This window comes from Microbacterium songi (genome assembly GCF_042747925.1).
Classification (GTDB): domain Bacteria; phylum Actinomycetota; class Actinomycetes; order Actinomycetales; family Microbacteriaceae; genus Microbacterium.
This window is the reverse complement of sequence record NZ_JBHZIE010000001.1, coordinates 418874-438453: the sequence shown is the minus strand read 5'-3', so window position 1 is coordinate 438453 and position 19580 is coordinate 418874. Positions and strand designations below refer to the sequence as shown.

Here is a 19580-nt window from a genome sequence, read left to right as displayed (position 1 = left end):
TTCTCGTTATGGCTGATGGCCCCCTGATCGTCCAGAGCGACCGCACGGTGCTCCTCGAGGTCGCGCACCCCGATGCGGAGAGCGCGCGCCACGAACTGGCGATCTTCGCGGAACTGGAACGTGCACCCGAGCACATCCACACCTACCGGATCACCCGGCTGGGCCTGTGGAACGCGCGCGCGGCAGGACACGACGCCGAGGACATGCTGGCCACGCTCGACCGGTGGACGCGCTTCCCCGTGCCGCCGTCGGTCTCGCTCGACATCCGCGAGACGGTCGGACGCTACGGCCGCCTCGTGATCGAGCGCGACACTGTGGACGGCCAGGAGGGGACGCTCGTCCTGCGGTCCACGGATGCCGCGGTCCTGACCGAGATGGCACGGAACAAGCGCATCCAGCCGCTGCTCGTGGGGCACCCCGCGCCCGACACGTACGTGGTGGACGCATGGGCCCGCGGTCAGATCAAGCAGGAGCTGCTCAAGATCGGCTGGCCCGCCGAGGACCGCGCCGGCTACACACCCGGGACGCCGCATCCGATCGAACTGGCCGAAGACGGATGGACGCTGCGCCCCTATCAGCGCCAAGCCGTCGACATCTTCACCGAGGGCGGGTCAGGCGTCGTGGTGCTGCCGTGCGGCGCCGGCAAGACGCTCGTGGGCGCCGCGGCGATGGCCGACACGAAGACGACGACACTGATCCTCGTGACCAACACCGTCAGCGCCCGGCAGTGGCGTGACGAGCTGATCAAGCGCACGTCGCTCACGGCGGAGGAGATCGGCGAGTACTCCGGTCAGGTCAAAGAAGTGCGTCCCGTGACGATCGCGACGTACCAGATCCTGACCGCGAAGCGCGGGGGGCAGTACGCGCACCTCGCCCTGCTGGACGCTCTGGACTGGGGCCTCATCGTCTACGACGAGGTGCACCTTCTTCCCGCTCCCGTCTTCAAGCTGACGGCGGACCTGCAGGCGCGACGACGCCTGGGGCTGACCGCGACGCTCGTGCGCGAAGACGGACGCGAGGGCGATGTCTTCAGTCTCATCGGACCCAAGCGCTTCGATGCGCCCTGGAAGGAGATCGAGGCGCAGGGGTTCATCTCCCCCGCGGCCTGCTACGAAGTGCGCGTCGATCTCCCGGCTAGCGAGCGGCTCGAGTACGCGGCCGCCGCGGATGACGAGCGGTACCGTCTCGCAGCCACCGCCGACGCGAAGATCGGAGTCGTCAAAGAACTGGTCGAACGGCACGAGGGCGAGCGAATCCTCGTGATCGGCCAGTACCTCGACCAGATCGACATGCTCGCCGAGGCACTCGATGCCCCGCAGATCACCGGGGCGACGCCCGTCGACGAGCGCGAGCGGCTCTATCAGGCCTTCCGGGTCGGAGAGATCACGCTCCTCGTGGTCTCGAAGGTTGCGAACTTCTCGATCGATCTGCCCGAGGCATCCGTCGCCATTCAGGTCTCGGGGTCGTTCGGCTCCCGCCAGGAGGAGGCGCAGCGCCTCGGTCGCCTGCTGCGGCCGAAGGAATCGGGGCACACCGCGAGCTTCTACACGCTGATCGCCCGTGACACGGTCGATCAGGACTTCGCGCAGAACCGTCAGCGGTTCCTGGCCGAGCAGGGCTACAGCTACACGATCCTCGACGCGGACGCCATCGCGGCCTGAACCCCCGCGGCCGGCCGCGATCCCCTATCCTGCGAGGTAGCAGGCCGGATCATCGCCACTGGGGTGACCTCGCCCGGCGTGCGACTGGGGCAGGTCATGGGATTCCTCGTCAGTGTCTTCGTGCTCATCGGCTACGGTCTGCGTGCCATCTGGATGGTCCCGTGGAGGTGGTGGCGCTTCGTCCTCGCCTCCCGGCGCGATGTCCTGGCCGAAGACCCGCCGCTCGCGGTGCTGATGCGCGTGCGCAACTACCTCGGGTTGGCCGTCGTGATCGGCGCCCACGTGAATTGGCGCTGGGGCAGGATCGACGGCGGCGAGATCGCGAATGGGTGGATGCTCGACTCCGGGTGGTTGATCGTCGTGCTCATGACCGCCATCACCGCCGTCTGCGTGTTATTCGTCGCCTGCGCCCGGCGCGGCCAGAGAATCGCGATGACCGCGCGCATGTCGATCCCCGTATGGACGATCGGGATGACCCTCGCGATCGTCTGGATCGGGGGCTTCGTCGACGAGGCATTGGACATGCTGCTGCCGACGATGGCCGCGTGGGGTTGGTGGGATTGGCTCGCCAGCCTCGTATGGCTGTCGGCCGGACTCGTCGTGATCCTTCTCCTGGTCACTTTCATCGCCGCCTACCTCGTGCTCGGGGTCAGCGACTTCTTCCGGGCGCCGGACGCGCATCCGATGATGATGCCGATACTGGCCCTCGTCCTGTGCGGATGGACCCTCGCGGACGGTCTCGGCCAATATGTCAGCGGTGACGCAGATCCGCTGTTCCCCTGGTGGGCGACACTGCTGCTCACCGTCGGCGGGCCCCTCAGCGTCGGGGCATTGTCCGTGGTCCAGTTCGTCCGCCAGCGCGAAGTATTGGGTATCGAGTTCAGACGTGTCAGCGGCGAATCCGAGTCGCGGATCGCGCGCATCGTCGGCACGACGTTGCGTCAGTTCACGCGCACCGCTCGCTGAGAACCCCTCCGATGCGGGCACCCGCAGCAGCGGGGCGCACGCGCGTTCCCCGGCGATCCGGACGATATCCAGGCAGCGCAGGACTCCGGTCGCCATAATGGGCCTATGACTGCACCTCGCATCCTTGTCGTGGACGACGAACCGAACATCCGCGACCTGCTCATCACGAGCCTGCGCTTCGCGGGGTTCCAGGTGAGAGCCGTCTCCAACGGCGCTCAGACGATCTCCGCCGTGCTCGAGGAGGAGCCCGACCTGATCATCCTCGACGTGATGCTGCCCGACATGAACGGATTCAGCGTCACCAAGCGGCTGCGCGGAGCGGGCTACACCGCGCCGATCCTCTTCCTCACCGCGAAGGACGAGACCGAGGACAAGATCGCCGGGCTCAATGCCGGTGGCGACGACTACGTCACCAAGCCGTTCAGCCTCGACGAGATCGTGGCGCGCATCCAGGCCATCCTGCGACGCACGATGCAGGCCGACGAGGAGTCGGTCATCCGCGCGGGCGAGCTCACGATGGATCAGGACACGCACGACGTGCTCGTCGGAGACGCGTCGATCGACCTGAGCCCCACCGAGTTCAAGCTGCTGCGCTATCTCATGCTCAACCCGAACCGCGTGCTGTCGAAGGCCCAGATCCTCGACCACGTGTGGGAGTACGACTTCAACGGAGACGCCGGCATCGTCGAGAGCTACATCTCCTATCTGCGGCGGAAGATCGACCCCCTCTCGTCCGAGGCGCTCATCCAGACCAAGCGCGGGTTCGGCTACATGCTGAAGGCGTCCAAGTCCGCCTGACCGGCGGCTCGTGCCGCGTGCACGACGTGATCGATCCAGGGGGCTGAGCTGGCGAAGAAGACCGACTCGGTCACCCGCTGGTGGCGTGGCATCAGCCTGCGCGCAAAGGTCACGGGTGTCACCGTCGCGCTCCTGGCCATCGGCCTGTTCGTCGCGGGCATGGGAACCATGGCGTTCCTGCGCACGGCGCTCATCCAGAACCTCGAGACCACCCTCCAGCAGACCGTCTCGACGGACGTCACGAGCGGTCTGCTCACCGTGGGCACACAGGACGGCGCGGCGACGTTCGCGCAACGGGACGACGCCGTGAAGACCGACTTCTACCTGGCCGTCTATGCCCCGACCGGGGAACGGATCGCCACGGCAGGAGGCGCCGGCGACCCGCCCGAGTTCCCCCTGGAGTACGGGCTGGACAAGGCTCTCATCCAGGGCCGGCTGCCCTTCGACCTGGTCAACCCCGACACGGGCGCGATCTACCGGGCCAGCGTGGACGTGCTGGAGATCCCGGGAGTCGCCTCGAACTACACGCAGATGATCGCGTTGCCGCTGGCACCGGTCGATCGCGTCGTCACGTCGTTCCTCGGCATCTACGGGGTCATCTCGATCATCATCATCATCGCGGGGGCCCTCGCGACGCGCGCGCTGGTGACCCTCGCGTTCCGCAACCTCGGACAGGTGGAGACGACGGCGATGTCGATCGCGGCCGGCGACTTCAGTCAGCGCATGACCGACATCGAGCCGGGCACGGAGGTCGGTCGCCTCAAGATCGCGATCAACACGATGCTGGGCCGGATCGACGGTGCGCTGTCGGAGCGCGATGCCACGGTGCGTCAGATGCGCCGATTCATCGGCGACGCCAGCCACGAGCTGCGCACGCCGCTGGTCACGGTGCGCGGCTACGCCGAGCTGTACCGGATGGGTGCGATCACCACCGACGACGACGTCACCCAGGCGATGGAGCGCATCGAGAAGGAGGCGATGCGCATGGGTGTGCTCGTCGAGGACCTCCTGGCCCTGGCGCGCCTCGACGAGCGTCGCGACGTCGTGATCGGTCCGGTCGACCTTCGGCCGGTGGCGCGGGATGCGGCGATGGACGTCCGCGCGGCATCCCCTCAGCGGCCCGTCACGGTCATCGACACCACCCTGGAGGTCGCGGACGAGTCGATCCCGATCGGTCCCGTCGAGGACGACGAGCCGGCCGGTGGGAGCAAACGCCGCGGCGGACCGTCGACATCGGCGATCGCGCGGGCCGGCGCCGGCCTGTCGATGCTCCGTCGGAAACCCCGCCCTGTCTCCGCCACCCAGGCCTCGACCGCGGGCGAGATGCCCCCCGTCGCTCCCATCGACATGTCCCCCGCGCCGATCGCCGCCGCGGGGCTGCCGCCCATCGTGCTCGGCGACGAGAACCGTATCCGCCAGGTGGTGACGAATCTGCTCGGAAACGCGCGTCGCTTCACCGCCGAGGAGTCGCCCATCGAGCTGAAGGTGGGCGTCGACGCGGCCGCGCGCATGGGGTGGGTGGAGGTCATCGATCACGGCGAGGGCATCCCCGAGCAGATCCGCGACAAGATCTTTCAACGCTTCTGGCGCGCCGACACCTCGCGCACGCGCGAGACGGGCGGCACCGGTCTGGGCTTGTCCATCGTGGCGTCGATCGTCGAAGCACTGCACGGCTCGGTGGAGGTGGGTGAGACGCCCGGCGGCGGGGCCACGTTCCGCGTCGCCTTCCCGCTGGCCGACCCCGCCGACGCCTCGCACCAGCTGATGATCGACACGCAGCCCCTGACGCGGCTGACCGCCGACTTCTGACCCTCTTCCCCGGCGGCCGCCCCCGGCGGCGGGCGGCGAAGGCGCGGGGACGCCCGCCACCCCGGGCGGCGCTCCTCCCCGCCGAGCCGGAAGACCGATCGCTCCCCAGGTGATGGTCGGGGCGCCGGCTGCTGCGCCGATGCGGCCTATCGTCGGTCGCAGGTCCCCGATCCGAAGGAGCACACCATGGCCGTCTTCTCCGTCGACAGCGACGCCGTCCTCTCCGCCACCGCCGCCGCCCGCAGCACCGCCGATCGACTGCAGGCGGAGTCCTCCACCCTGCTCGCGCAGCTCACCCAGCTGCAGTCTTCATGGACCGGTCAGGCGGCCGTCGCGTTCCAGACCGTGATCGACGACTGGCGTGGGACGCAGCGCCGCGTCGAGGAGTCGCTGACGGGAATCAGCACGGCGCTGGCCTCCGCAGGCCAGCAGTATGCCGATGCCGAACAGCTCAACGCGAGCCTGTTCCGCTGACCCCGGGCCCCGCCACCACCCGGGCAAACGGCAGCAGGGCCCCTCCCGAAGGAGAGGCCCTGCTGTCGACTCAGAACTGCGTGCGTGAACTCAGAAGTCCATGCCACCGGTCGGGTCGCCGGCCGGAGCGGCAACGCGCTCGGGCTTGTCGGCGACGACGGCCTCGGTGGTGAGGAAGAGTCCGGCGATCGATGCGGCGTTCTGCAGCGCCGAACGCGTCACCTTGGCGGGGTCGATGATGCCCTGTGCGAACATGTCGCCGTACTCGCCGGTCGCGGCGTTGAGGCCGTGACCGATGGGCAGACCTGCGACGGTGTTCGCGACGACACCGGGCTCGAGGCCCGCGTTCAGAGCGATCTGCTTCAGGGGCGCCTCGATGGCGACCTTGACGATGTTCGCGCCGGTCGCCTCGTCACCCGTGAGCTCCAGCTTGGCGAAGACGACCTTGCCTGCCTGGATGAGCGCGACGCCACCACCGGCGACGATGCCCTCTTCGACGGCAGCCTTCGCGTTGCGGACGGCGTCCTCGATGCGGTGCTTGCGCTCCTTGAGCTCGACCTCGGTCGCTGCGCCGGCCTTGATGACGGCGACGCCACCGGCGAGCTTGGCCAGACGCTCCTGGAGCTTTTCGCGGTCGTAGTCGCTGTCGGTGTTCTCGATCTCGCGACGGATCTGGGTCACGCGACCTTCGATCAGCGACGCCTCGCCGGCACCCTCGATGATGGTCGTCTCATCCTTGGTGATGATGACCTTGCGAGCACGGCCGAGCAGGTCGACCGTGGCGTTCTCGAGCTTGAGGCCCACCTCTTCGGTGATGACCTGGCCTCCGGTGAGGATCGCGATGTCCTGCAGCTGCGCCTTGCGGCGGTCGCCGAAGCCGGGCGCCTTGACGGCAGCCGACTTGAAGATGCCGCGGATCTTGTTGAGCACCAGCGTCGCAAGAGCTTCGCCCTCGACGTCCTCGGCGATGATGAGGAGTTCCTTGCCCTCCTGGATCACCTTGTCGACGATCGGCAGAAGGTCCTTGATGTTCGAGATCTTCTGGTTGGCGATCAGGATGTAGGGGTCTTCGAAGACCGCTTCCTGACGCTCCGGGTCGGTGACGAAGTAGGGGTTGATGTACCCCTTGTCGAAGCGCATGCCCTCGGTGAGCTCCAGCTCGGTGCCGAAGGTGTTCGACTCCTCGACGGTGACGACGCCTTCCTTGCCGACCTTGTCGATGGCCTCGGCGATGAGCTCGCCGATCGTGGGGTCAGCGGCCGAGATCGACGCGGTCGCGGCGATCTCTTCCTTGGTCTCGACCTCTTTGGCGCTGGCGAGCAGTTCGTCCGAGATGGCCTTGACGGCCTTCTCGATGCCCTTCTTCAGCGAGATGGGATCGGCGCCGGCCGCGACGTTGCGCAGGCCTTCCTTGACGAGCGCCTGGGCGAGCACGGTAGCGGTCGTGGTTCCGTCACCGGCGACGTCGTCCGTCTTCTTGGCGACCTCTTTCACGAGCTCCGCGCCGATCTTCTCGAACGGGTCGTCGAGCTCGATCTCCTTGGCGATCGAGACGCCGTCGTTCGTGATCGTGGGGGCGCCCCACTTCTTCTCGAGCACGACGTTGCGACCGCGGGGGCCGAGCGTCACCTTGACGGCGTCAGCCAGGATGTTCAGGCCACGCTCGAGACCGCGACGGGCCTCTTCGTCGAAAGCGATGATCTTTGCCATGTGTATGTCGTCCCTCCCGGACCTCTGAGGTCCGGACGTAGCGAATGGTCTTTAGCACTCAGATGACCCGAGTGCTAATTCCATTCTGGCACTCGACCAGTGCGAGTGCAAGCCACGGGAGAGGATGCCGCCTCCCGGCGTGTCGGACGACGCAGGGCGCAGCATCCATCCCTCGAAGACGGGGTGCGGCCGATCAGACGACGCGGACGGACTCGGCCTGCGGGCCCTTCTGGCCGGCGCCGACGGTGAACTCGACGGCCTGTCCTTCCTCGAGCACTCGGAACCCCGACATGTCGATGTTCGAGTAGTGCACGAAGACGTCCTGGCCATCGGCCACGGTGATGAAGCCGAAGCCCTTCTCGGCGTTGAACCACTTGACGGTGCCCTGGGTCATGCGAATCTCCTGTTGCTGTGCGACAGGGTCATCGTATGGCGGGATTCCGCGCCGAAACGGCCGGTCCGGGCACTGTTGACACGCGTGCATCGAACTGTTTACCGCCGCGAAACACCGACCGCATCCGGCCGGTGGATCAGGGCGTGGGCGTGACGCTCGGCGGGTTCGAAGAGCGGTCGAGGCCGATGACCACCGCGAGCTGCTTGGCCTGGCTCTCGTCGACGTCGCCGGTGCCCGCATCATCCAGCGGCTGGTAGGCGGCACTCTGCTCGAGCACCGCGCCGCCGATGACCTGTGCGAGACCCGCCGCGGCGGCCTCGTCCGACGGGAAGGCGTAGTAGATGGTCGTGGTGGGGAAGTCCGTCGTGGATGCCGAGCTGGCCTGCACCGCGTCGCCCGGCCACCCGGCGGCGACGATCGTGTCCTTCATCGTCGTGGCCAGTCCGTCTTCACCGGTGGCATTGAGCACGATGACGGAGTACGTCGTATCGATCACCGGGGTGACCGAAGGCAGCGGAGCGACCGTCGGCGCGGGGGTCGGGAACAGCGTGACCCTGCCCGACGCGAGCAGTGTTCCGAAGATGCCGAGCGCGATGAGCACGACCGTGGCGACGGCGGCCCAGAGGAAGACCACCCATCCGCGCATGTGCGGGTTCTCGGCCCGATGCGCACCGACGCGCCCCGAGTCCGAGGGAAGGTCATCGAAGCGGTCCTTGGGGTAGGGCGATTTCGACACCCCCCGATGCTACCGGGCCGTTCCTGCGCGCCCGATCAGCCGTGCCGCGAGGCGGGGGCGCCACCGAGCGCGGTGCGCGCGACGCCCGCGTCGTGCCGGTTCTGCCGGATGCGCCGCAGGCGCTTGACCAGCATCGGGTCGTACTCGAGGGCGTCGGCGGTGTCGAGCAGGCGGCCGAGCAGCTGGTAGTACCGAGCCGGCGAGAGCTGCAGCTCCGCCCGGATCGCCTCTTCCTTGGCGCCCGCGTGCCGCGTCCAGGCGGCCTCGAAGTCGAGCATGGCGCGATCGCGGTCGGTGAGGGGCACGTCTTCACGGTAGACCGGAGCGCCCTCCGATCACGCGCGCCACTCCACGAACCCGCCGAGTGGGTCGACCGCGGCGAGCGGCACACCGTCGAGGCCCAGGACGAACCCGTGCCAGCGCGACGCATCGATCGCCGGATGCCACTCGGAGTGGAGGGTCGGCGGGTCGATCGTCACCCACCGCGCGGACAGGGAGCGAACGGCGTCGATCAGTCTTCCCCGTCCCTCGCGGGGGATGTGCGGGAGCACCCCCGGGGTGGTGATCACCAGCGTCGCCTGTCGAGGAGCCTGCTCGGCGAGCGCCTCCAGCACCGCACGGTCGGTGGCATCACCCCGCACCAGCAGGGGCGGGTCGGATGCCGCGACCTCGAGCGCGGCGTCGATGCGGGCTGCTCTCCCCTGTTCGCCGGGCCACGCCAGGGTCGTGAGGAAGCGGCGGTCCGCGGCATCCGCGGCGTCGAGGGGATGGAGGTCGATGCCGGCCCGCCAGACCACCTCGGGCATGCGCAGCGTCGGCAGCCGATCCCCGCGCAGGTCGCACTCCAGCGTCACGCTCGACGCTCCGTCGGGCGGGTCGAGGCGGGTGACGGCTGATCCCCGCTCGGAAGCGGTGTAGCGGTACGAATAGCGGTCGGGGTAGAGGCAGAGTCCCGCGCTGGCCCCGATCTCGAGGAGCGCCAGCGGACCGTCGATCGCGGCGAGGGCGGGGAGGAGCGCCGCGCACCGGAGCGGCTCGTTCGTCTGGAGGCTGCGGCGACCGCATTCCGCGATCAGGGCGTCTGCGTGCCGGCGCAGCCACTCCGCCCAGCCCGCGTATTCCTGTTCCGGTGCACCGAGCAGGCGCGACACCGCGAACACGAGCGGCGGCTGCCGGTGTGTCGGCGCGATCCGGGCGATGATCCGCTGTACGTCGACATCCCGGGCGACGCCGTCCGCCCACTGCGCATACAGCTCGGACCGGCCGGGTGCCTCCGCCTGAGCGAATCGCTCGTAACGGGCGGCGACGTCGGCCGCGGCATCCGTCTTCATCTGTCCATTCTCACCGGCGATGCCGAGCGAGCGCGCCCGAGACCTGCCGCGCGTCGGGTTGAATGGAGTGTCAGAAGGAGACGTGATGGCTTATTCGGTGAACAAGAGCGATGACCAGTGGCGGGCGGAGCTCAGCCCGGAGCAGTATGCCGTGCTGCGCCAAGCGGGAACGGAGCGCGCCTGGACGGGCGAGCTGCTCGACGAGGGGCGGGCGGGCCTGTACACCTGCGCGGCCTGCCATGCCGAACTCTTCCAGAGCGGCACGAAGTTCGACTCCCACTGCGGGTGGCCGAGCTTCTACGAATCGGTCCGGCCCGAGGCGGTCGAACTGATCGAGGACCACTCGCACGGGATGCTGCGCACCGAGGTGCGCTGCGCGAACTGCGGTTCGCATCTCGGCCATGTGTTCCCCGACGGCGTCGGCACGCCCACCGGCGACCGCTACTGCATGAACTCGCTGTCGCTCGACTTCGCGCCGGAAGAGTCCGCGTGAGCAGTGCTCTGGAGGCGATGCGGAACCGTCGCTCCTGGTCGAAGGTGACGGATGCTGCGCCCACGAGCGATGAGCTCGCGACCTTCGTCGCCGCGGCCGGTCGTGTCGCCGATCATTCGTCGATGAAGCCGTGGCGCCTCATCGAGCTGCGCGGGGCCGACCGCGACCGCCTCGGACGCGCGATGAACAAGGCGGAGGGCCGCAAGGGTGCATCCACCAAGCCCCTTCGGGCACCGCTGCTGATCGCAGTGGTCGGCAGCTACCGCCGCACCGACAAGGTGCCCGAGTGGGAGCAGGAGACGGTGCCTTCGGGCGTCGCGCACATGCTGAGCCTCCTGCTGGACGAGGCGGGATGGGGCGTGTTCTGGCGCTCCGGCCATCACACCCGCTCCAAGGCCGTCGCGAAGGCCCACGGCTTGAAGAAGCACGAGAAGCTCCTCGGCTGGCTGTACGTCGGCGGCAAGCCGCCGATGAAGCGGGAGGGTCGCCGCAAGACCGTCGACCCGCATCAGTTCCTGTCGCGGATGCCGCACGACTGACGTCTCCGTCACCGCCGCCGCGCTCGGCGCCAGGGGACGGCGGCGACGACCACGCCCACCAGGGCAACGGAGACCATGGCGATCTCGGTGACGAGTCCAGGGCTCGCCACGGCCGGCCAGACGGCGTCGAGCACCACCGCGGTGAACAGCTGGCCGACGACGATTCCGAGGGCGAGCAGCAGAACTCCGGTGTATGCGACCAGGGCGGCTGACAGGAAGATGTAGACGACGCCCAGGGCACCCCCGGTGTAGATCCACGGTTCCGCGGGGAGCGCGCGCGGCGGGCCGACCACGGCCACGTGGATCACCGCCACGACGACGAGGATCACTGTTCCGCCGAGGAAGTTCACGAACGTGGCCGTGATCGCGGTACCCACACGGGCGCGAAGTCGCCCGTTCGTGGCCTGCTGCCAGGCGACACCTGCCCCGACGAGGAACGGCAGCACCAGCATCCAGACGGGCACCGCGTCACCCGCTCCGCCGGCGAGCGAGATGGCCACCGCGACCAGGGCGAGCCCTCCCCCGACGACGCGTGGGAGGGTGACGGCCACCGCTCCTCCGGGTCCGTAGCCGAGACGGTCCAGGGTCAGGCTGCAGACGACCTGACCCGCGACGTAGCCGACGGTGAACAGCGATACCCCGATGACGCCGACGGTGAGGCCCTGCGTCGCGACCGTGAAGGCGCCGGCCGCGCCTCCGGCCAGCATCCACGAGGGGATGCTGCGGGCGCGGACACCCGCGACGAGACGCTGCAGGCCCGCCCTGCCCTCCGGAAGAAGGGCCGACAGGACGGCCACGATGACCAGCCCCGACCCGAACGAGATGGCCGCCGCCACGAAGCCATCGCCGAGGCGGAGCCCCAGCTGACCGTTGACCCGCGCCTGCGCGGCCGTGAGCACTCCGATGAGCACCGCACCCGCAACGGCGAGCCAGGCGGGCAGGCGGACGGCGGTGGGCACCACCCCATCCTGCCGTGCGGCCGCCTATGCGCTGGCGACGGCGGCGTCCTGTGCGGCGCCCAACGTGGCGAACCACCCGAGCGTCGCCGGTTCCCGGCTGAAGGCGATGTATCCGCCCTCGGCCGCCACCACATGCCCGATGACCTTTCCGGACAGCGTTCCGGTGTGCATCCCCGGCTCGGGCGACGTCCAGAGCGGCCGTTCGGCTCCGCGTCGCCACGACCCCAGTTTGATGTTCGTGTCAGCTTTCGCGCGCACGAGATACCCCCATATCGGCTGACATCCCCAGTTCCAGTCAGCTGAATGGAAATATAGCGAACAAGACCGGTCGTTGTCACACCCTGGGGAAACGCTGAGCCGAAGATGAGGCGGCATCGCGTCGTCGCATCGGGAGGACGGTCCGTCCTGCGCGTCGGCTCACCCAGACGACATGCAGGACGGACCGGAGTCCGCAGGCTGAGCGGCGACCCGACGTGGCCGATCAACCGACGAGGGATCGTCTGCTGACTCTGCCGGCGCCTCGGGGGAAGGCGACCGGTGCGCTCACGGTAGGCAATCGTCGGATTTATCTCACGGGTATTGACAAGCGTCCCGCAGAGCAGGAGCGATACACCGCATCGATGTGGAGCCGACTACGGGACTTGAACCCGTAACCCCCATATTACAAGTATGGTGCGCTACCAATTGCGCCAAGTCGGCAGAGGACCGAGTCTAACGGTCCGCGACGCTCCGCCCCGAAAGGGGCTCAGCTCGACGGGGTGGGCGTCGCTGTCGGCGAGACCGACGGGGTGGGCGTAGGGGTGCTGTAGTACGAGTCGCTCGCGATCGTGAGGACGAACTGCGCGAACTCCTTCGGATCGTCGAGCGCTCCCACGTAGGGCGTACCGTTCACGAGGACGGTAGGGGTACCCGTCAAAGAGATGTCATCGGTGTCGGGCAGTCCGTCGAGCGCGCGATCGGTGGCGTTCCGGGCCCACACGGCGTAGGCCTCGTCCTCGATGCACTTCTGCACGTCCTTCGCCTTGTCGGAACTGATTCCGCTCGCGATGGCGAGCGTCGCCAGATCCTGGTCGGTCGGCCCGTCGGAGTCGACGTCCGGCTGTCCTGCGAGCAGAGCGTTGTTGTAGGCGAAGAACGTGTCGGGCGCGTGGGTGGCGACGCAGGCAGCCGCACTGGCGGCACGCAGGGAGTACTTCGTGCCGTTCGACTTCGCCGAGAGCATCGCGACCGGGTAGTACGTCAGGGTGGCGGCATCCTGCCCCACCCATTTGGCCAGCTGCTGCACGTTGGCCGCCTGGAACTCCTTCGATCCGACGGACAGGTAGTCGACGTACACGCGGATGTCGACCATGCCGCGGGTGGCCGTCGGTGCAGGGGTTGCCTCGGCGGTGGCCTCCGCAGGGGCCGGAGTGGGCGTCGGCGTCGGCGTCTCATCGGCGGCGGGTGCGCCACCCCCCACGCTCGTCGTGACGCCGGCCACGGATGTCACGGCGAAACCGTCGCCGGAGCCGCTGACGGGCTGCAGCACGGGCTGCGAGCTCGCGGATGAGAACGCCCACGAGACGACGACCGCCGCCACCGCGACGACGGCGACCACCCCGATGATCAGCGAGGCCCGACCGAGCAGACGCGCTCGGGACTGCTTGGCCTGCAGCTGCTGCGCCTTCTCGCGCACCGCGTCACGGCGGTCGCTGGGGACGGGCACATCTGTGGGGTCGTCGCTCGACATGGAACCTCTTGGAGAAATGGGCCGGTATTCCGGCGGGCCGCATGGGTGAGGCGGTCTCTCCGATGCTAACCAGGCAGTCTGGGAAATGCCCAGACGCTCCCGCGGGAAAAGCCGCGGATCCGCCCGGCGGCTTGTCAGACTGCCGTGCCATAATGATCGAGCGTCCAATGATGGGCGTGCGGGCTGCGGTCCGCTCATCCTCACTACGGATCGTCCGGCACGTACCTGCCGGTGAAGGAGAACAATCATGGCGTCCGTCACATTCGACAACGCAACCCGCCTGTACCCCGGAGGCACGCGTGCCGCGGTGGACAAGCTCAGCCTCGAAGTCGCCGATGGCGAGTTCCTGGTGCTCGTCGGCCCGTCCGGCTGCGGAAAGTCCACCTCGCTGCGCATGCTCGCAGGTCTCGAGGAGGTCAACTCCGGTCGCATCCTCATCGGCGACCGCGATGTCACCGACATCCCCCCGAAGGATCGCGACATCGCGATGGTCTTCCAGAACTACGCGCTCTACCCGCACATGACCGTGGCAGAGAACATGGGCTTCGCCTTGAAGATCGCCGGCGTGGGCAAAGAAGAGCGTGCCTCCCGCGTGCTCGAAGCCGCCAAGCTGCTCGACCTCGAGGAGTACCTGACCCGCAAGCCGAAGGCCCTCTCGGGTGGCCAGCGTCAGCGTGTCGCCATGGGTCGCGCCATCGTCCGCCAGCCGCAGGTGTTCCTCATGGACGAGCCCCTGTCGAACCTCGATGCCAAGCTCCGCGTGCAGACCCGCACGCAGATCGCGTCGCTGCAGCGCCGCCTCGGTGTCACGACCGTCTACGTCACGCACGACCAGACCGAGGCGCTCACCATGGGTGACCGCATCGCCGTGCTCAAGGATGGTCTCCTCCAGCAGGTCGGAACGCCCCGCGACCTGTACGAGAAGCCGCGCAATGTCTTCGTCGCCGGCTTCATCGGCTCGCCGGCGATGAACCTGTTCCCCGCAGCCCTCACCGAGGGTGGCGTCGTCTTCGGCAACGGCAACGTGCCCATCGAGGCGGACGTGCTCGGCAAGGCCAACGGCTCCGAGGTCACGATCGGTGTGCGCCCCGAGGACATCGTCGTCGGCCCGGCTGACGGCAAGGGTCTCAGCGTGGTCGTCGACCTCGTCGAGGAGCTCGGCGCCGACGGCTACCTGTATGGTCACGCAGAGCTGAACGGCAAGCGCACCGACATCGTCGCGCGCGTCGACGGTCGTCGTCACCCGAACGCCGGTGACACGGTCATCCTGGCCGCCGTGCCCGGACACGTCCACGTGTTCGACGCCGAGTCGGGCGAGCGTCTGACCGACCGGGCGATCGCCGCGGCCTGATATTCGATCGACGGCAACGGCGCGGGTGGGTCACAGACCCACTCGCGCCGTTGCCGGTTAACGGGAAGAAGCATGTCACCTGACGCACTGAGCATCACCGCGAGTTCCTTCGATCCGGACCTGCTGACGCTCCCCTGGCCCACCCCCCTCGGCGAATGGCCGTCGAGCGAGATCGTCTTCCTGCCGAAGGGACTCTCCCGCCACCTCGTGCGCTTCTCGAGCCTCGCCGGACGGGTCATCGCGGTGAAGGAAACGACCGAGGAGATGGCACGTCGCGAGTACGACATGCTCGGCAACCTCGCTCGACTGGATGTTCCGTGCGTCGAACGCATCGCCGTGATCGCAGGACGGACGGATGCCGCGGGGACGGTGCTGCCCGCAGCGCTGGTGACGGCGCACCTGAAATTCTCCCTCCCGTATCGCGCGCTGTTCACCCAGGTGCTCCGGCCCGACACGGCGACTCGTCTGGTCGACGCCCTCGCCGCTCTTCTCGTACGACTTCACAACGTGGGCTTCTTCTGGGGCGACGTGTCGCTCTCCAACACCCTGTTCCGCCGAGACGCAGGCGCGTTCGCGGCCTACCTCGTCGACGCCGAGACCGGGGAGCTGCACGAAGGCGGCCTCACGCCCGGGCAGCGTGCTCACGACCTCGACATCGCCCGCACCAACATCGCCGGGGAGATCATGGACCTCGAGGCGGGCGGACGACTCGAGGGCGGAGTCGACGCGGTCGCCATCGCCGACGGGATCATGTCGTCCTACGCATCGCTCTGGGCGGCGCTGACGGATCAGGAGACGTTCGCGTCGGACGAGGCCTGGCGCATCACCGAGCGCATCCAGCGGCTGAACGGACTCGGCTTCGACATCGACGAGATGTCGATCCAGTCGACCGCCGACGGAACGCGCGTGTCGATCCAGCCCAAGGTGGTCGACGCCGGGCACCACCAGCGTCGACTCATCCGACTGACCGGGCTCGACGTCGAGGAGAACCAGGCCAGACGGCTGCTGAACGACCTCGACGAGTTCCGCGCGCGCATCTCACGGCTCGGCTCCGACGAGGAGATGGTGGCCCACGAATGGCTCACCCGCGCATTCGAACCCGTGGTCAAGGCGATCCCCTTCGACCTGCGTGCGAAGCTCGAGCCCGCCGAGGTGTACCACCAGGTGCTCGAGCACCGGTGGTACATGTCGCAGGCTCGAGGACGCGCCGTACCCCTGGCCGAAGTGCTCACGTCGTACATCGACGATGTGCTGCGACACCGTCGCGACGAGGCGACCGTCATGGGCCCACCCACCGAGACGATGTCGATCCCGATGATCACGACGGGTTCCGATGACGAAGAGCCGGTTCTCGACGACGACGACGAGGGCGTCGACTGGCGCGATCTGGTCTGAGTCGCCGCGCCGGCGCGCCCTGGGCGTCAGTAGCCGACGGTGAACCGCTCCCGTGAGTGCCGCGGCTCGTCGATCTCGTCGAGCACAGCGACCGCGAGATCGGCGCCCGAGATGAACGACTCGCCCGCCTCATCGGTGACCAGCACATCTCCGCCGTCGCGATACGAGCCGGTGCGCTCCCCCGCGGCCCAGGCGCCGAAGCCGCCGGCCGGGTGGATGTAGAACCAGTCGTGGCCGTAGTCGGAGGCCTGCAGATCTTCGAGCACACCGTAGGCCTCGTGAGCCTCGGGTTTGAACTCCTCGGGGAAACCCTCGGTGTCGACGAGTCGGGGACCACCGGGCGCGACGAGGCTGCCCCCGGCGCCTCCGATCACACCGATGCGCACCGTCGTCGGCAGAGAGCCCACGAACTCCGCGATCGCCGGGCGGAAGAAGCCCTGCATATCGTCTCGCGCGGCCACCGCCGACACCACGACGTCCACACCCTCGAGTTCGCTCACCAGCGACGGTACGTCGAGCAGGGTGCCCTCGATGTACGTGGCGCCCTCGACACGTTCCGACGGCACCTTCCGGGCAACCGACACGACGGTGTGTCCGCGATCCACGGCCTCCGCGACGATGTGGCGTCCGGCGTAGCCGGTTCCTCCGATGACGGCGATGCGTGGCATGGTCTCCCTTTCGACGAGCGGATGCTGCGGATGTGTTCGATGGAACGGATCAGTCGGGTGTCACTCCGAGGAGGCGCGGGTGGTGGCCACCTGGTACAGCGCCACGGATGCCGCGATCCCGGCGTTGAGCGACTCGGTCGTGCTCGCGATCGGGATGGACACGATCTGGTCGCACGTCTCGGTGACGAGACGAGAGAGCCCCTTGCCCTCAGAACCCACGACGATCACGACCGGGCGGTCGGCGAGCTGGAGCGAGGGAAGCGCGATGTCGCCGCCGCCATCGAGCCCCAGTACGAACACCCCCTGCTTCTTGAATTCCTTGAGCATGCTCGTGAGGTTGGAGGCGATCGCGACCGGGATGCGCGCGGCCGCACCGGCGCTCGTCTTCCACGCCGCCGAGTTGACGCTCGCGGACCGGCGCTGGGGCAGGATCACCGCGTGTCCGCCGAACGCGGCGGTGGAACGGATGATGGCGCCCAGGTTGCGGGGGTCGGTGATGCCGTCCAGAGCGACGAACAGCGGAAGCTGCCCCTTGTCGATGATCTCCTCGAGGAGGTCCTGCGGGTGAGCGTATTCGTACGGCGGCACTTTCAGCGCCACGCCCTGGTGGACGCCGTCGAATCCGGCCATCCGGTCGAGCTCGGGACGCATGACCTCCATCACCGGGATGCCACGGTGGGTGGCGATCGACAGCATCTCCTTGACGCGGTCGTCCATCTCCACCCGTTGCGCGATGTAGAAAGCCGTCGCGGGGATCTTCGCGCGGAGCGCCTCGAGCACGGAGTTGCGGCCGGTGACGACCTCGGTGTCATCGTCCTTCTTGGCCCGCGACTGGCGCTGCCCGCCGCTCGGCGCCTGGCCGGGCTTGCCCCGCCCGCCCGCAGCGGCGTAGCGCTCCTCGGCAGCCTTCCGCTTTCCGGCGGGGTGCCAGGCGCGGTCCTCCGCCCTCGGCGTCGGCCCACGGCCTTCGAGTGAGCGCTTGTTCTTGCCGCCCGTGCCCTTGAGCGGGCCCTTCTTGCCCTTGGCGGCGCCCGGGCGCCCTGGCTTGCCGGCCATCAGTTCTCCTTGGTGTGTGAGTCAGTGTCTATGGGGCCGTCGGAACGTGAACCGGCGGCGGCGAGGGACCACGAGGTGCCCTCGGTCGAGTCTTCCAGCATGATGCCCGCCGCCGCGATGGCATCGCGGATGCGGTCGGCGGCCGCCCAGTCCTTCGCAGATCGGGCATCGGCGCGCTGGCGCAGCATCGTCTGCACCAGGGCGTCGAGGGCGGATGCCTCGGCCGAGCCGTCCGCGGTCGCGGCCGCGAAGCCGCCCAGGCCGTTCAGCCCGAGGATGTCGAGCATCGCCACGACAGAGCGCGCCGCGTCGACGGCGCCGTCGATATCGTGCGCGTCGACGGCAGAGTTGCCTCGCCTCACGGTCTCGTGGATGACGGCGAGCGCTTGGGGCACGCCCAGGTCGTCGTCGAGTGCGGCCGTGAAGGTCTCGGGCAGGGCGCCCGGCGACAGGGCGGCGGGATCCGCGTCCGGGTCGCGGCGGACGCGCTGCAGGAACGTCCGGATGCGCTCCAGTGCCGCCTCGGCCTCATCGAAGGTCTTGTCCGAGACATCCAGGTTGGATCGATAGTGGGCCGCGCCGAGCGCGTACCGCACGACGAGCGGGTCACGGTCTCGCAGGGCGTCGTGTGCGAGCACGAAGTTGAAGAGCGACTTCGACATCTTCTGCCCGTTCACGGTGACGAGCCCGTTGTGCACCCAGTAGCGGGCGAAGGGGTCTCCTGCTGCCGTGGACTGCGCCAGCTCGTTCTCGTGGTGCGGGAAGCGCAGGTCGAGGCCACCGCCGTGGATGTCGAACTGCGGACCGAGGTAACGCCGTGACATCGCGGAGCACTCGATGTGCCACCCGGGCCGACCCGCTCCCCACGGTGATTCCCAGACCGCACTGGACGGCTCGCCGCCCTTCGCGCCCTTCCAGAGTGCGAAGTCGTGAGGGTCGCGCTTGCCGCGCGGGTCGGCGTCCTCGGCCGGTTCCATCGCGTCGAGCGATTGGCGCGTGAGCGAGCCGTATTCGCTCCACGATCGCACGTCGAAGTACACGTCGCCGGCCGCCGCATAGGCATGCCCCTCGTCGATCAGCCGTGCGATGAGCTCCTGCATCTGCGGGATCGATGCGGTCGCGCGCGGCTCGTACGTCGGCGGGAGGATGCCGATCGCGGCATACGCCCGGGTGAACTCGAGCTCCATGCGGTACGCGAGTGCCCACCAGGGCTCTTCTGCGGTGGCGTTCGCGAGCACTTTGTCGTCGATGTCGGTGACGTTGCGGACGAAGGTGACCCTCCCGAACCGGTGGGCCAGCCATCGACGCAGGATGTCGAACGCGAGCGCGCCGCGCAGATGCCCGATATGGGGCCCCGACTGCACCGTCGGTCCACAGACATAGATCGTGACGTCGTCGGCGCGCGCAGGCGCGAAGTCGCGCAGGGCCTGCGCCTTGGTGTCGTACAGCCGAACAGTCACCCACCCAGCCTACCGGCGGGGTATGTGCGCGACCCGGGTGTGACGATCGGC

General features: G+C 68.5%; 20 protein-coding genes and 1 tRNA gene. 9 read left to right on the top strand and 12 right to left on the bottom strand.

The features are described 5' to 3' along the window. Nucleotides 1-8: 8 nt before the first annotated feature. The 5 genes from ACFM35_RS02285 (at nt 9) to ACFM35_RS02265 (ending at nt 5708) form a co-directional block, all read left to right on the top strand. Nucleotides 9-1661 carry a DNA repair helicase XPB gene (locus ACFM35_RS02285; RefSeq protein WP_378837827.1) on the top strand — a complete coding sequence of 551 codons (1653 nt, stop codon included), beginning with the start codon at nt 9-11 and terminating at the stop codon, nt 1659-1661. A gap of 63 nt (nt 1662-1724) precedes the next feature. Further along, nucleotides 1725-2627 carry a hypothetical protein gene (locus ACFM35_RS02280; protein WP_378837824.1) on the top strand — a complete coding sequence of 301 codons (903 nt, stop codon included), beginning with the start codon at nt 1725-1727 and terminating at the stop codon, nt 2625-2627. A 105-nt stretch (nt 2628-2732) separates the two neighbouring features. Beyond that, nucleotides 2733-3425: a response regulator transcription factor gene (locus tag ACFM35_RS02275; protein WP_378837822.1), complete on the top strand. Its 693-nt coding sequence runs from the start codon at nt 2733-2735 to the stop codon at nt 3423-3425. Nucleotides 3426-3593: 168 nt separating this feature from the next. Then, complete coding sequence (locus tag ACFM35_RS02270) at nt 3594-5234, top strand: sensor histidine kinase (RefSeq protein ID WP_378837819.1); 1641 nt, start codon at nt 3594-3596, stop codon at nt 5232-5234. A 186-nt stretch (nt 5235-5420) separates the two neighbouring features. Next, nucleotides 5421-5708 (top strand): WXG100 family type VII secretion target, encoded by a 288-nt coding sequence (locus ACFM35_RS02265; RefSeq protein WP_378837817.1) that lies wholly within the window; start codon nt 5421-5423, stop codon nt 5706-5708. Between the two features lie 90 nt (nt 5709-5798). Here the strand turns inward: ACFM35_RS02265 and groL are convergent, their stop codons facing one another. The 5 genes from groL to ACFM35_RS02240 form a co-directional block, all read right to left on the bottom strand. Continuing rightward, nucleotides 5799-7418 (bottom strand): chaperonin GroEL, encoded by a 1620-nt coding sequence (gene groL, locus ACFM35_RS02260; protein ID WP_378837814.1) that lies wholly within the window; start codon nt 7416-7418, stop codon nt 5799-5801. A 193-nt stretch (nt 7419-7611) separates the two neighbouring features. Then, nucleotides 7612-7812 carry a cold-shock protein gene (locus ACFM35_RS02255; RefSeq protein WP_378837812.1) on the bottom strand — a complete coding sequence of 67 codons (201 nt, stop codon included), beginning with the start codon at nt 7810-7812 and terminating at the stop codon, nt 7612-7614. A 136-nt stretch (nt 7813-7948) separates the two neighbouring features. Then, on the bottom strand, nt 7949-8548 hold the full coding sequence (locus ACFM35_RS02250) for a LytR C-terminal domain-containing protein (RefSeq protein ID WP_378837809.1): 600 nt from the start codon (nt 8546-8548) through the stop codon (nt 7949-7951). Between the two features lie 35 nt (nt 8549-8583). Continuing rightward, nucleotides 8584-8853 (bottom strand): DUF3263 domain-containing protein, encoded by a 270-nt coding sequence (locus ACFM35_RS02245; protein ID WP_378837807.1) that lies wholly within the window; start codon nt 8851-8853, stop codon nt 8584-8586. A gap of 30 nt (nt 8854-8883) precedes the next feature. After that, complete coding sequence (locus ACFM35_RS02240; RefSeq protein ID WP_378837804.1) at nt 8884-9879, bottom strand: DUF2332 family protein; 996 nt, start codon at nt 9877-9879, stop codon at nt 8884-8886. A gap of 85 nt (nt 9880-9964) precedes the next feature. On the opposite strand from ACFM35_RS02240, the gene msrB reads away from it, so the two are divergent. Further along, nucleotides 9965-10372, top strand: coding sequence for a peptide-methionine (R)-S-oxide reductase MsrB (gene msrB, locus ACFM35_RS02235; protein WP_378837802.1), 408 nt, complete (start codon nt 9965-9967; stop codon nt 10370-10372). Between the two features lie 17 nt (nt 10373-10389). Then, nucleotides 10390-10911: a nitroreductase family protein gene (locus ACFM35_RS02230; RefSeq protein ID WP_378838622.1), complete on the top strand. Its 522-nt coding sequence runs from the start codon at nt 10390-10392 to the stop codon at nt 10909-10911. An 8-nt stretch (nt 10912-10919) separates the two neighbouring features. Here ACFM35_RS02230 and ACFM35_RS02225 read toward each other — a convergent pair whose 3' ends face one another. The 4 genes from ACFM35_RS02225 to ACFM35_RS02210 all read right to left on the bottom strand — a co-directional run bounded on the left by ACFM35_RS02225 (nt 10920) and on the right by ACFM35_RS02210 (nt 13599). Beyond that, nucleotides 10920-11870 (bottom strand): DMT family transporter, encoded by a 951-nt coding sequence (locus tag ACFM35_RS02225; RefSeq protein WP_378837798.1) that lies wholly within the window; start codon nt 11868-11870, stop codon nt 10920-10922. A 24-nt stretch (nt 11871-11894) separates the two neighbouring features. After that, complete coding sequence (locus ACFM35_RS02220; protein ID WP_378837796.1) at nt 11895-12128, bottom strand: hypothetical protein; 234 nt, start codon at nt 12126-12128, stop codon at nt 11895-11897. Between the two features lie 365 nt (nt 12129-12493). Further along, nucleotides 12494-12569 (bottom strand) — tRNA-Thr (locus ACFM35_RS02215). Between the two features lie 46 nt (nt 12570-12615). Further along, nucleotides 12616-13599 (bottom strand): DsbA family protein, encoded by a 984-nt coding sequence (locus ACFM35_RS02210; RefSeq protein ID WP_378837793.1) that lies wholly within the window; start codon nt 13597-13599, stop codon nt 12616-12618. Between the two features lie 247 nt (nt 13600-13846). On the opposite strand from ACFM35_RS02210, the gene ACFM35_RS02205 reads away from it, so the two are divergent. Both ACFM35_RS02205 and ACFM35_RS02200 read left to right on the top strand, forming a co-directional pair. After that, nucleotides 13847-14950 carry an ABC transporter ATP-binding protein gene (locus ACFM35_RS02205; protein ID WP_378837790.1) on the top strand — a complete coding sequence of 368 codons (1104 nt, stop codon included), beginning with the start codon at nt 13847-13849 and terminating at the stop codon, nt 14948-14950. A gap of 72 nt (nt 14951-15022) precedes the next feature. Next, complete coding sequence (locus ACFM35_RS02200) at nt 15023-16345, top strand: DUF4032 domain-containing protein (RefSeq protein WP_378837788.1); 1323 nt, start codon at nt 15023-15025, stop codon at nt 16343-16345. Between the two features lie 26 nt (nt 16346-16371). Here ACFM35_RS02200 and ACFM35_RS02195 read toward each other — a convergent pair whose 3' ends face one another. The 3 genes from ACFM35_RS02195 to cysS are packed head-to-tail and all read right to left on the bottom strand — an operon-like array spanning nt 16372 to nt 19529. Next, nucleotides 16372-17013, bottom strand: a complete 642-nt coding sequence (locus tag ACFM35_RS02195) for an NAD(P)-dependent oxidoreductase (RefSeq protein ID WP_378837785.1) — start codon at nt 17011-17013, stop codon at nt 16372-16374. A gap of 60 nt (nt 17014-17073) precedes the next feature. Next, entirely contained in the window at nt 17074-18069 is a 996-nt protein-coding gene (gene rlmB, locus ACFM35_RS02190) for a 23S rRNA (guanosine(2251)-2'-O)-methyltransferase RlmB (protein WP_378837783.1), read from the bottom strand. Continuing rightward, nucleotides 18069-19529 carry a cysteine--tRNA ligase gene (gene cysS, locus ACFM35_RS02185; protein ID WP_378837780.1) on the bottom strand — a complete coding sequence of 487 codons (1461 nt, stop codon included), beginning with the start codon at nt 19527-19529 and terminating at the stop codon, nt 18069-18071. Before cysS ends, rlmB begins: the two co-directional genes overlap by 1 nt. Nucleotides 19530-19580 lie beyond the last annotated feature (51 nt).

What these genes read in the sequence shown, in the direction of transcription:
- ACFM35_RS02285 (WP_378837827.1), top strand. Translation starts at nt 9, where the DNA reads ATGGCTGATGGCCCCCTGATCGTCCAGAGCGACCGCACGGTGCTCCTC.
- ACFM35_RS02200 (WP_378837788.1), top strand. Translation starts at nt 15,023, where the DNA reads ATGTCACCTGACGCACTGAGCATCACCGCGAGTTCCTTCGATCCGGAC.
- ACFM35_RS02205 (WP_378837790.1), top strand. Translation starts at nt 13,847, where the DNA reads ATGGCGTCCGTCACATTCGACAACGCAACCCGCCTGTACCCCGGAGGC.
- ACFM35_RS02270 (WP_378837819.1), top strand. Translation starts at nt 3,594, where the DNA reads ATGGCGTTCCTGCGCACGGCGCTCATCCAGAACCTCGAGACCACCCTC.
- ACFM35_RS02240 (WP_378837804.1), bottom strand. Translation starts at nt 9,879, where the DNA reads ATGAAGACGGATGCCGCGGCCGACGTCGCCGCCCGTTACGAGCGATTC.
- ACFM35_RS02195 (WP_378837785.1), bottom strand. Translation starts at nt 17,013, where the DNA reads ATGCCACGCATCGCCGTCATCGGAGGAACCGGCTACGCCGGACGCCAC.
- rlmB (WP_378837783.1), bottom strand. Translation starts at nt 18,069, where the DNA reads ATGGCCGGCAAGCCAGGGCGCCCGGGCGCCGCCAAGGGCAAGAAGGGC.
- ACFM35_RS02275 (WP_378837822.1), top strand. Translation starts at nt 2,733, where the DNA reads ATGACTGCACCTCGCATCCTTGTCGTGGACGACGAACCGAACATCCGC.
- ACFM35_RS02255 (WP_378837812.1), bottom strand. Translation starts at nt 7,812, where the DNA reads ATGACCCAGGGCACCGTCAAGTGGTTCAACGCCGAGAAGGGCTTCGGC.
- groL (WP_378837814.1), bottom strand. Translation starts at nt 7,418, where the DNA reads ATGGCAAAGATCATCGCTTTCGACGAAGAGGCCCGTCGCGGTCTCGAG.
- ACFM35_RS02230 (WP_378838622.1), top strand. Translation starts at nt 10,390, where the DNA reads ATGCGGAACCGTCGCTCCTGGTCGAAGGTGACGGATGCTGCGCCCACG.
- ACFM35_RS02210 (WP_378837793.1), bottom strand. Translation starts at nt 13,599, where the DNA reads ATGTCGAGCGACGACCCCACAGATGTGCCCGTCCCCAGCGACCGCCGT.
- msrB (WP_378837802.1), top strand. Translation starts at nt 9,965, where the DNA reads ATGGCTTATTCGGTGAACAAGAGCGATGACCAGTGGCGGGCGGAGCTC.
- ACFM35_RS02265 (WP_378837817.1), top strand. Translation starts at nt 5,421, where the DNA reads ATGGCCGTCTTCTCCGTCGACAGCGACGCCGTCCTCTCCGCCACCGCC.